The organism is Streptomyces sp. NRRL WC-3618, assembly GCF_001280005.1.
GTDB lineage: Bacteria > Actinomycetota > Actinomycetes > Streptomycetales > Streptomycetaceae > Streptomyces.
The window spans coordinates 1-13,074 of record NZ_LGDW01000090.1 but is presented as its reverse complement, the minus strand read 5'-3'; the positions used below and the strand labels follow the sequence as shown (position 1 = coordinate 13,074).

Annotated in this window: 5 protein-coding genes and 3 pseudogenes; 3 read left to right on the top strand and 5 right to left on the bottom strand. The window is 66.9% G+C overall.

All coding sequences use genetic code 11. The features are described from left to right. Positions 1-205: 205 nt before the first annotated feature. Positions 206-681 (top strand): annotated as a pseudogene (locus ADL01_RS11770) (IS982 family transposase); the annotation flags it as partial. Positions 682-927: 246 nt separating this feature from the next. Next, positions 928-1,311 carry a hypothetical protein gene (locus ADL01_RS11765; RefSeq protein WP_053741891.1) on the top strand — a complete coding sequence of 128 codons (384 nt, stop codon included), beginning with the start codon at positions 928-930 and terminating at the stop codon, positions 1,309-1,311. An 816-nt stretch (positions 1,312-2,127) separates the two neighbouring features. Here the strand turns inward: ADL01_RS11765 and ADL01_RS11760 are convergent. Next, positions 2,128-3,035 (bottom strand): annotated as a pseudogene (locus ADL01_RS11760) (IS481 family transposase). Positions 3,036-3,911: 876 nt separating this feature from the next. On the opposite strand from ADL01_RS11760, the gene ADL01_RS11755 reads away from it, so the two are divergent. Further along, positions 3,912-5,084: a cellulose binding domain-containing protein gene (locus tag ADL01_RS11755; protein ID WP_053741893.1), complete on the top strand. Its 1,173-nt coding sequence runs from the start codon at positions 3,912-3,914 to the stop codon at positions 5,082-5,084. A gap of 77 nt (positions 5,085-5,161) precedes the next feature. Here the strand turns inward: ADL01_RS11755 and ADL01_RS11750 are convergent, their stop codons facing one another. The 4 genes and pseudogenes from ADL01_RS11750 to ADL01_RS11740 form a co-directional block, all read right to left on the bottom strand. Continuing rightward, positions 5,162-5,566 carry a PspA/IM30 family protein gene (locus tag ADL01_RS11750; protein WP_053741890.1) on the bottom strand — a complete coding sequence of 135 codons (405 nt, stop codon included), beginning with the start codon at positions 5,564-5,566 and terminating at the stop codon, positions 5,162-5,164. Continuing rightward, positions 5,563-5,920: pseudogene (locus ADL01_RS47480) on the bottom strand (IS5/IS1182 family transposase); the annotation flags it as partial. The pseudogene ADL01_RS47480 and the gene ADL01_RS11750, both read right to left, overlap by 4 nt. Positions 5,921-7,733: 1,813 nt before the next feature. Continuing rightward, positions 7,734-9,128 carry a phospholipase D-like domain-containing protein gene (locus ADL01_RS11745; protein WP_053741889.1) on the bottom strand — a complete coding sequence of 465 codons (1,395 nt, stop codon included), beginning with the start codon at positions 9,126-9,128 and terminating at the stop codon, positions 7,734-7,736. Continuing rightward, the gene (locus ADL01_RS11740) at positions 9,112-12,546 is read right to left on the bottom strand and encodes a serine/threonine-protein kinase (RefSeq protein WP_234354596.1); all 3,435 of its coding nucleotides are present in this window, start codon (positions 12,544-12,546) and stop codon (positions 9,112-9,114) included. The genes ADL01_RS11745 and ADL01_RS11740 overlap by 17 nt, the downstream gene beginning before the upstream one ends. Positions 12,547-13,074 lie beyond the last annotated feature (528 nt).

Genomic DNA, 13,074 nt, shown 5'->3' with positions numbered 1-13,074 from the left:
GCAAGATGTCCAACTGGAAGCTCAAACGCGCCGAGCATCACAATCCGCCCCGGCCGGACACTCCCCGCATGACCCTGGTCGGGCCGACCAAGGCCAGACTGACCCGCCGGAAAATCACCTAAATCACTGGTATTGCACCTAGACGAGTCATTCCGAATGCTGACGGTGTGTCCGGGAACGCGGACAGGGCGTCCAAGTTCGTTGTGTGACGAACAACCTAGACGCCCTGCTGACCGCACTGTACGTGAAGATCGACGACGAGATCGGAGGTACCCGATGGCTTGGCCGACCGCCGCAGCTGACGGATTCCGAGCTGGTCACCCTTGCCGTCGCCCAGGCCCTGCTGGGCTTCACCTCGGAGGCACGCTGGCTGCGGTTCGTGGACTCCCGGCTGGGAGGATGTTCCCGTACGTACCCAGGCAGCCGGGCTGGAACAAGCGGCTTCGGGCCGCGTTGCCGCTGGTCAAGAAGGCAATACGGTTACTGGCCGTCGATACGGACTTCTGGTTCGACAACCGCTGGATCGTCGACTCCACGCCGGTGGAGTGCGGCCGTTCGCGTCCGACGGTGAAGCGGTCGGACATGGCCGGCTGGGCCGGATACGGGTACTGCGCCTCGCACTCCCGGGGCGAACTCACCCTGCGGATCGGCCATGTCACCGACCCGCCCACCGTCCAGATCACCCGCGGCGTCCAACTCCACCTCCTCGACCTCCTCAACACCGACATTGGACAAACCCGCTGGCCACAGACCTGTGACTGAGCGCTTCAGCTGGCCCGTGAGTCCGAGAGCCGGTCCCTTTTGAGCACGGTTACTGACGGCGGCGGCGTACGACGACCGGCGCGTCAGCACAGGCCGGTGCCACAGACATCACCGTCCTCAAAGGCAGGTGCACGCCCCGGTGCTGGGCGCGGGCAGACTACGCACATGCAGCTCCCCGCCGAAGCCGTAGCCACCGCTGTATTGCTGGAGGTCGTAAGGATCTCCGAACTCCCGACAATGCGGGGCGCCCCATATCCCGGCAGGGCGGGTGCCCACTGGATCGGGAGCGAGGCAGACAGCGTCCTGGCCCTGATCGAGAGCTTGCCCGGCAGCGAGCAGCACCGCTGCGGTTTTTCGCCGGGCTGGAGCATCCGGGCGTACGCGGACACTCTCGACCTGGCGCTGTTCGAGGCGGCGTTCTGCTTCAGCTGCCATGAAGTCCGCATGCATGGAACTGCGGTGCCACCCGCACTGGCCACGCAGTTCTTCGACGCGGGCGCCCCGCAGGCGCACGCCCTCCTGACCCTCTTCCGCGAGGCAGCCCCGTAGCCGGTCAGCCCCAGTCCCAAGACCTGAAACGGTGACCTACCAAGTCCGGGGCTAGGGCCTGGCTCCGGTGGCACCTGGATGGGGTTGTTGCACATGCCGTAGCGGCATGTGGTGGGGTCGGGGCACCACAGCACGAAAGGCTCTGTCTGCGATGTACCCCTCCCTCACGCCTCCCCGGCAGGTCAAGATCGGTGATGCCGCTGCGTTCGCCGGGATCACCCCACGCGCCATCCGCCAGTGAGAACTACTGAGACTGAATGGGACTGGCCCGGCGTGGCGTAGGTCGTAGGGGCGCTTCGCCAGCTCAAGGGCGTGCTCGTCAAGGGCAAGAGCGGCCTCACGCGCTCTCCCCCAGGTAATGCCGTACGCCGAGGCATCGATGTAGTTCCCCGCTGCGTTGCGGAAGAGACGTCCGTCGGGTGCCACGCCAAAGGTTCGTATGTGCTCGCGCAACATGCGGACGAGCACTGGTGGGATAGGAACCGGCCGCGTGGCCTTGGCTGCTCGGCGTTTCAGGGAGTGGATCTCATGGACGGCGCCGTCATCTGTCCACTCCTTACCTGCAGTCACCACACCACCCTTCAGGTTCAGAAGTCCCCAGGCCGCTCGCTGGCAGGCGGCACTGAGATTTCTGCAGGTGGATGACCTCCGCCGGACGCATGGCGGCGTAGTACATGCAGCCGAAGAAGGCGTACAGGTGAGGGCCACGGCCCGGTAGGGCCTTGACGGCGGCAAGCAGACGGGCGACCTGAGCCGGGTTCGGCACGCAGTCGGGATCGACTTCGTCAGCGGGTGCGAAGTATCCGCGTTCGACGGCTAGTTGTACTGCCCTGTGAGGTTGGGGACGCGGCTGGCGGGTGGTTTGCCTGCGAGGGCGGTGTGTCCGCGGTGGTGATTGTAGGTGTGCAGCCACTGGGGGAATGCCTCGCGTCGTTCGGTCTCCGCGCGGTAGGGGCTTTGCCGTTGGTCTGGGGCCGGTAGGGCCGGGTGCGCTTGTGGGTGATCCCGGCCGTTGCCAGCAGGTCTCGCCAGTCGCGTGAGCGGTAGCAGGCTCCGTTGTCGGTCAGAACACGTTCGACTGTGATCCCGCACGCGGTGAAGAACGCCTGGGCCCGGGTCCAGAAGCCGGTGGCGGTCTCCTTCTTCTCGTCGGTGAGGATCTCGCTGTAGGCCAGGCGGGAGTGGTCGTCGACGGCGGTGTGCAGGTAGCTGTAGCCGGCGTTGGAGCGGGTCTTGCGGCCCGCTTGCCGGCCCAGGATCCTGTGTCCGCCGCCGTCGGGGATGTTGCCGAGCTTCTTGATGTCGACGTGCACCAACTCGCCTGGCCTGTCGCGTTCGTAGCGGCGTATGACACGGCCGGTGGTGCGGTCCAGGTGCGTCAGGCGGGCCAGCCGGTAGCGGGTGAGCACGCGGTGCACGGTCGAGGGCACCAGGCCGAGCAGGTGCGCGATGCGGGCCGGTCCCCAGCGGCGCAGCACGCGGACCTTGATGATCCGCCGTTCTGTGCGGGTCGGGGTGCGGCGTGGGCTGGCGTGGGGGCGGCTGGAGCGGTCGGCCATGCCTGCCTCGCCGAGTCGGCGGTAGCGGTCGGCCCACCGCTGGACCGTGGTCGCGGAGACCTGGAAGCGTTCGGCAGCCCGGCGCAGCGGCCAGCCGTCCTCGACGACGCAGCGGGCCAGGCGCAGCCGTCCGGTCTCGGTCAGGGGTGCATTACGGTGGGGCACGAGGGCCTTTCTGTTGCTGGTGGAGATGTCGCAATCCACACCAGGCCAGAAGGCCCTCACCCATTTCAAGATCAATCAGCCGTGACCCCTGTCACCGTCCACAACCTCTCGGGACAGAACAGCTAGTCCGTCGGCGAGTCGGCCGCCCTCCACACCCGAGCGGTCATCGCCTTGACCACCACCCGCAACGGCGCAAGAGCGGCCAGCTCGTCAGCGACGGCACCGCAGCCCTGTGGCCCACCAACGGCAACCGCCCGCTACCCGTCTACCAACTCCAAGCGCCCGGCGAGGACTTCACGTCCGCGCACGTGACTCCGGACGGTCACGACCTGTGGACCACCGGAGGCAGCGCGGTACGCCGTTGGCCCACGCCTTCAGATCCGCCGAGAGGCAGCCGTGTCCTCTCCTGGGGGACGCGAGCATCGGGCCTCACGACCCGGATCTGCTGCCGGACGCACCGAACGAGGCCGTATGTCGCCTGACCTACACCTTCAGGATGGACAAACCCGGAGCTCAAAGCGCCGGACTCACCGTGCCCGGACAACACCCGACGCCGGAACCCGGCCCGGCCTACGACTCGACTGACTCCACCTCTGTCCGGGCCCGGACACGCCTCGGCCCGGGCACGGCGAAAACTCCGACGGGAACGCGCCCCCTTGTCAGGGTCATGGCCCTCTTCTACAGTCCCCGGATACGGAGATTATGGGAGCGCTCCCATAAGTGAGGTGTTCCAGTGCTCACCGTTCACAACGCCTCCTACAACGGCTCCCTGGCGCCGGCACGTCGACGACCTGGGGGATGACACTCAACGGCGACGACCGAGACCTCGGCCCACTCTCCTGCACCCCGTCCTGACTCTCGGAGATGATCACGGCCATGACTTCATTACGCGTGCGCCGCCACCACCTGCCGCTCTGGGCACTGGTGCTGACCGTGGTGGCAGTGGCCCTTCCCGCCATCGCGACGTCGCGCGCACAGGGCGCGGCGACGGGCTGCACGGTCACGTACACCACCAACGAGTGGTCCGGCGGCTTCACCGCCCAGATCCGCGTCACGAATCTCGGCGACGCCCTGAACGGCTGGCGGCTGGAGTGGACCTACGGCGGCGACCAGCAGGTCACGTCCGCCTGGAACGCGCAGGTCACCCAGTCGGGCAGCGCGATGACCGCCGTGAACGTCGCGCACAATGCCGTGCTCGCCGCCGGCGGGTCCGTGGACTTCGGGCTCCAGGGCACCTGGCGCACCGCCGACCCGGCTCCCACCGCCTTTGCCCTCAACGGCACGCCGTGCGGCGGAACCGCGAGTCCCACCCCGACGGCGACCGCCTCACCGACAGCGACCGCGACAGCCACGGCGCCGGCCGAATGCGCCGGGGCGACGATCTGCTCCGACTTCGAGGACCAGACCGGCACCGTGCCCTCGGGCCCCTGGCAGACCACGGCACCCGACTGCCAGGGCACGGGGAAGGTCAGCGTCGACACGTCCGTCGCCTACAGCGGCACCAGGTCGCTGCGCGTCGACGGCGGCGCCGGCTACTGCAACCACGTCTTCGCAGCCTCCACCCGCGATCTGTCCTCCGTCGGACCCGTGGTGTACGTACGCATGCGGGTCCGGCACACCACCGCCCTGCCCACCAACCACGTCACCTTCGTATCCATGCCGGACGCCTCACAGGGCGGCAGGGCGCTGCGCGTCGGCGGGCAGAACGGCGCGCTGCAGTGGAACCGCGAGAGCGACGACGCGACACTGCCGGAACAGAGCCCGGCGGGGGTCGCGCTCAGCACGCCGCTGCCGACCGGCCGGTGGCTGTGCCTGCGGTTCCAGATCGACACCACCGCCCAGTCCATGCGCACATGGGTCGACGACCGGGAGGTCGCCGGACTGCACGTGGACGGGGTGCCGACCCAGAACGTCGACGGGCAGTGGCTCGCCCGTAGGACCCCTCCCCGCCCCACCGGCCTGCGCCTGGGGTGGGAGAGCTACGGCACCGGGGACGACACTCTCTGGTTCGACGACGTGGCCCTGGGCTCCTCACCGATCGGCTGCTGACGCTCGCGTGGGTCCGTCGGGAAGACAGGATTTGAACGCGCGACAGTTGTTGATTCCTTGAGCGTTTTCAGAGGGCTTTAAGTCCGCTTCTGGTAGTGGCCGCGTCCGGGTTGTTCGAGGAGTCCCTGGCGGACGGGTCGTCCCAGGCGGGAGCGGGTGACGTTGACCGAGGGCTCGTCGGTGGGCAGGCCGAGGTGTTCGGGCAGCTCACGGACGCGGAACACCTTCCCGGGGTGGTCGTTGAACGTGGTCACGATGCGCTGGTAGACGGTCGCGGTGGCGGTCTCCGCGGGGGCCGTTGCGTGGTCAGGTGTGGTGAGGCCGTCGATGACCTTGCGGGTGGCGGCGAGCTCGCCCAGGCGGGCTTCGGTCTCGGCGAGGGTGGTGGTGAGCCGCTCGATCTGTTCGCGCAGGTGGTCGGCTCGTGCGGTGGTCTCGTCGTGTTCGGTCTGCAGCAGCCGCAGGAGTTCGTGGACGTTCACGCGGCCAGTTCCATGTCGTCCCGCCAGGCGGGGCAGGGGTGGTGAGGCGGCGGAGCATGCCGGCGGTGGAGGCCCAGCAGACGCGTGAGGCCGCGTTGTCGGGCCGGTGGTCGTAGGAGTGGGCGAGGCGCCGGTGCAGCATGAGGGTGCCGTTGTTGACCTGCTCGACCACCCACCGCTTCGGTTGCGGGACAAAGCCCTTGCCTTCGTCGCCGGGGTTGCAGCGGACCGCCTCGACAGTGATGTCCTTCACCGCCCCGTGGATGATCACGGCGTCCTTGAAGCCCTGGTCCACCAGGACCTCTCCAGGTGCATCCCGCACCGCTCGGCCGCCTGGTCCAGCAGGGCGATGCCGTCTGAGCTGGTGATCCCGGTAGATGACACGGCCGCTGCTGCGGGAGTTTCGCCGTACTCGACAGGCGGCGGAACCGTCCTGGAGCATCGCTACGCCGCCGTTCTTCTCGCCTCGTTGCTGACCGGCGATACTTTGGAAGAACTCGGCGACCCGGTGCTCGTACCGGTGGAGATCAAGCTCCAGGCGAGCCAGTTCAGCAAGGTCGACGACATTCTGATCACAGCCCGGCCGCGCCAGGGCGGTGAAGAGTTTCGGGTAGCCATTGGCGATGGAGAAGAATTCATCGGAATCGCCCTTCCGCTACTTGCCCAGCCAGACGGACCGGCGGAGAGCCTCATCGTGGAGGCTCTCGCTCAACTCCCGTGCAGCCGACATCTCCTCCCACTGCTGGTTCTAGCCGGGCACTCCTCACTCTGGATCCGCGCCCTGGCTGCCCACCTCTGGTGCACTACCGACCAGACAGCAGCAACAGCCCACCTCGGCACCCACCTTGCGGCCGACGCCAGCCCCCGCGTCCGCTGCACTCTTGCCCGCGAACTCCCCAACGATGAGGAGCACACCGCCCTGCGGAAGTGCTCCGCCACGACTGCCGCCGGTCCGTACGAACCGCTGCGGGCCAACCAGCACATCGATAATCCCTCGGGCGGAAAGCGCCGCCCAGCATGCTCTGTCCGCCACCTGCCCGAGAGGTGTCCTGAACAGCAGAGAACGCGACCTGAAACCCCATCAGAAAGAGCGTCACGAGCGTCATTTCAGCGTCAAGATATCGCCCGTAACGCCCACACCGCACATAATGCGCACAGGCGAAACCGCAGGTCAGGACCCCTTAGCGACCGGTTCAAGGATCGCGACACACTCCACATTGTGCGTCACAGGAAAGATGTCAGCTTGAGCGGGTCTCGGAAAAGACCAGGTCAGAGCCCATTTATTGGTTCGCTTCCCCGCCTGCGGGCGCCCAGAGCGTCAAACGAGCGTCATGGCCAACAGTCCATCCCTCCTCTTCCGGGCGGAACGGGCTGCCACGGCCAGCTCCCCTGCACTAGCCCGCCTACGCTCATTCCGGACACCGGTTCGCACATCCTGACCTGCACCACTCCTCCGGCCGCCGTACTGGAGTCATGTCCTCCAGCCCAAAGCACCCCACACCCGCACCCAGGGGCCTCTCGGGAGCGGACGCCGAGGACCTCGCGCTGTACCGGGAGAAGTTCCGGCGGCGCCTGCCGAAGTCGCTGGACGAGTTGCGGGGCCCCACCCAGGGGGTCGTGGAGCATACGACAATGAGCAAGCCTCGCCAGTACATGGGCCTGTACCGCGCCGTCCTGCGCGGCGATCTGCCCCACCACCTCAACCAGGGTCTAATCCTCCAGATGTGGCCAGTGCTGCGCACCCTCGTCGGTCGCACCGTGCGGGAAGACACCTCCCCCAGCTCGCCTCCCACCGCCGGGCAGTCACGTGACGGACGCGCCGGAGCTGCATACGCGACTCCTGGCGAATGTGATCGCCTTCGGCTCCCTGCGCGCACTGGTCCTCGCCGGCGGATACGCCGTGCGGGCGCACCGCCTCGCGAGCCGCCCCAACCAAGACCTCGATGCCGCCCATTGGCGTCTATATCCTCAGCGTCACACTCGGCAGCAGGTCGACCACTGAGACGGCCCGCTCCGACGGCTACGAACCGCTGCCAAGCGGGCCGGCTCCGTCTTCGCAGCGGCCTCCACCTGCGTCTGTTGCCAGCCGGACAGCCTCTCCCATCTACCCTCCCGGCCCAAGGGTCGGGGAGCCGGCTCCGAGTAGGCAGGGCTCTGCGGTGCGAGCCTATCGGCGGTTGTCGTCGATGAGTTCGAGGTAGCGAGTATAGTAAATGTCTGATTTATACCTGTTCCGGATCAGGGTGCCCTCCTCCACGCGGTAGGTACGGTCCGGGTCGCCCTTGAAGGAGAGCCAGTTGAAGGAAGTGGTCACCCAGGCGTCGTCGAAGAGGAGGATCTTGGCGTGGTTGCTCTTGAGGCGTACCACGTGCAGCTTCTCGTGGTATCGCGCAGCGAGGTTGTTGAGCCTTCTGATGGCATTAGGGTCGGTCCTGTTCTCGCTGTCGTCGTAGCCGTAGGCGATGTCGACCTTCACGCCCCGCTGTAGTCGGCGTTCCAGCTTGCCGACGAATGCCGTGGTGACGATCGCGCCGGTGATCCACGGCGAGACGATCAGGATGCGTTTCCGGGCGCTGGTGAGGGCTTCGTCGAGGAGCTCAGGGTGCTCGAAAACACCGATTGCGCGGATCTCCTCTGCCTGCCTCTCTCGGTCCTCCGGCTCTGAGGGGAGAGGTGCCGGGGAGTTGAGCTGAACAGCGGCCTGCTCTGCGCGTTTCTGGGTGACTTCCTGCAGGGGGATCCGGGCCTTCTCGAGGTCGGGTTCCAGCAGGGGGCGCTCAGGCTCGGGCTCTACGTTGATGCCGAGGCCCTTGGCGCCGCCGAAGCCGATCAGTTCGATCTCGTGACGGTCGCTCAGTTCGCCGTCGATGACGACACCGAGCTCGATGTCAGCGCGTTCAGCGTCCGCGTAGACAAGGAGCTTGACGGGCAGGACGTGACGGCTCCGGGTCTGGACGATGCTTTTGACCTGCAGGACTTCGCGGGTGGTGTTGCCGTTCTCCTGAAGGAGGGTGGTGATCTCCTCGGCGGTCACCTCGCCGTCCTCGACGGGACCGGACCGCGCGGCGGGCAGAATGATCATTCCGGCTTCGGTGGCCACGTCCCGGGCGATGGTGCTGCGGCGGCTGTACGGGGAGGCCCGCCACAGCATCTGGTCGAAGACGAGGGACTGGCTGACCCGGACCGGGACGATGGCAGCCGCCTTCGTCGCGGTGAAGCGGCCCTTCTCGGTCAGGCGCAGCCGCGGAACGGGCGCTGTGCCAGGGACGGGAGCGGTCCAGCGCAGGTCGTCGGAGCCGAAGAGGACCGCCACGGTCTGGTTGACCATGGCTACGTCCAGGCCGAGGAACCCGGCGATGGATTCCGGTGTCCTCTCCCCTTGGTCGACGAGCCGCAGGACGTACTCCTCCAGCAGGGGGATGTCCTTGCTGTCCTGGGCGAGGACCTCGGCGGTAATTCGGGCGACGGGCAGGGCCGCGTCGACAATGCCGACGAGGTCGAAGCCAGTGCGGGCATTTCCGAAACGGACGGCCAGCAGGCTGTCCTCACTGAACGTTGGCATCGCGGATCTCGCAGTCTTCCGGGTGGCTGCTCATGTAGTCGAGGACGTTGCGCAGGGCGCCGGGTTTGCTGCGGCAGAAGCCGGCGTCCCCGATGATGATCAGCCCGAACCGGGCGCGGGAGAGGGCGACGTTGATGCGCCGCCAGTAGGGCTGCCCCAGGAACCCGAACCGGCCGTCGGAGTTGCTGCGGGTCACACAAAAGACCGCGAGGTCGCACTCGCGGCCCTGCACGGCATCGACGGAGAGCACCTCGGGCGTGAAGTGCCTCAGCTTCTTCTTGGCCAGCTGCTTCTTGAGCGTCTCGACCTGACGGCCGTAGGGCGCGATGACCAGAACCTCCAGGGGCTTGCCGCCGGGCGGCTGGACCACCCCCTTCCCGATCGCGTAATCGATGACCTCCAGACGTTTCTCCGCGAGCTGCGCCTCGAGCCGGTTGGAGACGCTGGTCTCGATGCCGGACCGCTCCGTCTCACGCCGCCCCGGATGAAAGCTGGTGTCCATCCAGAGCACAGGCCGGTTGATGCCCCTGTATCCCGGTAGCTCGTGCGGGTTGGGAGAGAGCAGCTCATTGTCGTAGAAGCAGCTGCTGATCATGTTGCCGATGGCGGGCATCATCCGATACTGCTCGCGCAGCAGGTGCTTGACCGGCGGCTGTGTATTGTCCGCCAGGTGCTGGAACAGCGTCGTCTGTACGATCTCCGGAGTCAGCTGGTGGTCTTCCATGGCCTTACCGTTGCGCAGCAGGTCCTCGTCGATTGGCGGGAGCTGCCTGGTGTCTCCCACCAGCACCCACCGCTTCGCACGGGCCAGCGGGACCAACGCCTCAGTCGCGGTCGCTTTCGACGCTTCGTCGAAGATGCACAGGTCGAAGTCCAGGGTACGTGCTGCCGGGTGCCCCAAGAAGCCCAGGGCCGTGCCGCCCACCACGTTCCGGGTCCGCAGGAAACTGGCGATCAGGTGCGGGTCGCTGCCGATCCGCTTAAGCCATTCGCCCTGCAGGCGCAGCAGCCGCATGAGGTCCGGTCCGGGGCCCGCTGCCGGAAACAGGGCCTCGACGGCGTCCCGACACTCCCGCGCGGTCATGGCTTCGCGCACGGTGAGGTCACCGTCCAGGGCGCTCTGGATCTCGGCGACCAGGACCACGCGCTGTTCGAGGAGTGTCTCCCGGCGGGCGCCGACAGTGACCGCTTCCTCTCCCAGTTCCCTTGCGGAGGTGGTGCGGTCGGGCAGAGGCTGAGAGGTCAGTTCCGCGAGCCGGGCCTCGACGTGCGCGAGGTCGGTGGCGACGGCGGCGGCCTCCTCCAGCAGGAGTGCCGCCTTCAGGTGCCGTGCCTCCAGCTTCTGCCGGGTCGCGACCGCTTCCAGGTGCCTCTCCGCCCGGGCCCGAACGCTCTGCGTCCACTTCTTGACCTGCCGGTCCAGTAGCAGCGCTTGCGCAGCGGGATCGATGCGCGGATCGTCGGGGCGGCCCAGGCGCACCAGACCGTCGATACCCGCCTCCTCTAGACGGCGCAGCGCGTTGTCGATGGCGATGTGGGTCTGGCTGACGATGAGGATCCGTGCGTCCGGCTTGCGACTGAGGGTCTGCTCGACGATCTCCGCGATCACCGTGGTCTTGCCGGTGCCAGGCGGGCCCTCGACCAGCACCAGATCCTGCGTCCCCAACGCGCGCACGACGACATCCCGTTTGCTCTGGTCGAGGTCGGCGCGGACCCAGGAGGTGACCTCGACCGGAGGCAGGACCGGCATCTCCTGCGGATTCTCGATGATCTTGCCCAGATGGGGGTTGCTGCTCTGCTGGGCGGCGACCATGGACAGCGCATCGCGCTGCCTGTTGATGGCGCTCTGACTGGGACCGAGGAAGGGCAGCAGGTAACCGCGGCGCGGCAGTGCCGTCTTGGCACGAGTCATCCGGAGCTGGACGGTGTCCTCGGTCCGACCGGTGACGACACCCCGGTCGATGGGCCGACTGTAGGGGTATTCCACGACCGACCACTCGTCGCCGATCTCCACCACCGTTTCGGTGGCGCCCAGGCGGAAGGACCGCGTGTACGAAATACCCTCCGTCCTGTCGTAGGCGACGGGCTGCCGCCCGTTCGCCGCGATCTCCTCGCGGGCTTCCAGGACGTGCCGCCAGCCGTCGAAGAGGTCCCCGAGGTTCTGCCTCCGGTCCTCACGGCCCTTCTCCTCGCGGGTCTCCACATGCGTGCCGAGGCCCGCCAGCAGCACGCTCAGCCCGCGGTTGGCCGGGTCCTCGCCGGGATCGTAGAAGGTCCAGCTCAGAATCGGATCAAGCTTGAGCGCAGACTCCCGGCGCTTCGCCAGCCACTCCTCCGGCCGCTCCTCCGCGGACACGATGACGCACCGGTCGGAGTTGTTGTCGTCGAGAACCATGCGCAGGAACAGCTTCCGGCCGAAGACCCGCACCGTCTCAGTATCGACCTCTTTCGTGGCCGGGTTCCAGCCGTAGTCAACGTGCACCGCGCCCGCGATATCGGACGTCACCTCCGACTTGGCGCGCGCCATGACCTGGTCGAGGCTCAGTTCCTCCCCCTCCGGCACGGTGACGAGCTTCTCTGCGACGCTCTTGGTCATCTTCAGCCACACCGAGTTGCGCTGCCGCGCGTCACGGTTGCCGCACCGTCGCTCCGCCTCCAGCAGCTGGTGCTCCAGCACGATGGCGTTGGCCGGCCTCTTCTGCGGTTCGAGGTCGATGCAGGACTTCAGAATCGCGCGGACATCGGTGTCTATCTCCAGCTCGTCCAGCGCGGACAGCAGTCCGGGGTAGTCGCGGGCCTTGCTGTTGGACAGGACCTGGATGGCCAGGACGGCGTACGCGTAGACGTCCCTGACCCAGCCAACGCTGCTCTTCTCCAACGGCTTGTACAGGCTGGAACCGTAGTCAGCGACCGTGTGGTCCGTCGCAGACGCCGCCGTCTCTACGACCTTGGCGATCCCAAAGTCGGCGAGCTTGACCGTGCCGTCACTCGTCAGGAGGACGTTTCCGGGCTTGATGTCCCGGTGCTCCACCCGCTGCTCGTGAGCGTAGGCGAGAGCAGATGCCAACGGCCGCCCGATCCGGGTGAAGTAGGCTGGCCAGTCCAGCGGCCGGCCCCCGCTCATCTCATCCTTCAGACTTCTGTCGACCCACTCCAGGACGATGAAGTACTGCTCCAGCCCCTCATCCCAGCCCGAGTCCAGCATCCGCACGATGTTCGGATGGGTCAGCGCTCGCAACGAGGCGGTCTCGCGGTCGAGGAAGATCCGCGTGCTCTCCTCGTCGTCGCGCCGCTTGAGCAGCTTCACCGCCGCGTACGCGCCCTCCGCGCTCAGGACATCCACGGCCTTGCGCACCTCAGACATACCGCCCTGGCGCTTTTCCGCTTGCGGCAGCAGATGAAATCTCCCGTTGATCATGCCGGTCACACGCGGCTCCTCACCCATCAACTGCCCTTCACCTTCACGTCCTTGACCATCCTTTCAGTAGATCATCGCCTTGGGTTTGGCTCCGTCTCCAAACGGCAAGGAAATGACCCATCAGGGACGCGACGACATCACCCACCACCGCGTGCGGCACGACACCACTCCACCGTGCCATGGCCGACATCCCAGAGCACGCGCGAACAGCGCCCACAGGTTCCTCACAGACAAACGGAATCCCAGAAAGGACCACAAGGCCCTCGCCTGCCCCTTGAAGCTGCGGCTCAGACCGTTCCTCGTAAGCGAATCTCAGCCGACGCGTTCCGCCAGAGAAAACGAATCGAATCGACAATCGGGAGAGAATGGGGCTGGGAGAACACGCAGGTCAGGCGGGGTTTTCTCGTCTCGGAGGTGGGCTGAGAGGGGCTAGCCTCGAAGTTTCGTGACGGTCCGCCGACGGAGTTGGTGGACCGTTTTTGTGCCGTGGGTTGAGGCTGTGCAGGCCGAGGGCCCGGGTGTCGCCTC

What these genes read in the sequence shown, in the direction of transcription:
- ADL01_RS11765 (WP_053741891.1), top strand. Translation starts at nt 928, where the DNA reads ATGCAGCTCCCCGCCGAAGCCGTAGCCACCGCTGTATTGCTGGAGGTC.
- ADL01_RS11755 (WP_053741893.1), top strand. Translation starts at nt 3,912, where the DNA reads ATGACTTCATTACGCGTGCGCCGCCACCACCTGCCGCTCTGGGCACTG.
- ADL01_RS11745 (WP_053741889.1), bottom strand. Translation starts at nt 9,128, where the DNA reads ATGCCAACGTTCAGTGAGGACAGCCTGCTGGCCGTCCGTTTCGGAAAT.
- ADL01_RS11740 (WP_234354596.1), bottom strand. Translation starts at nt 12,546, where the DNA reads ATGATCAACGGGAGATTTCATCTGCTGCCGCAAGCGGAAAAGCGCCAG.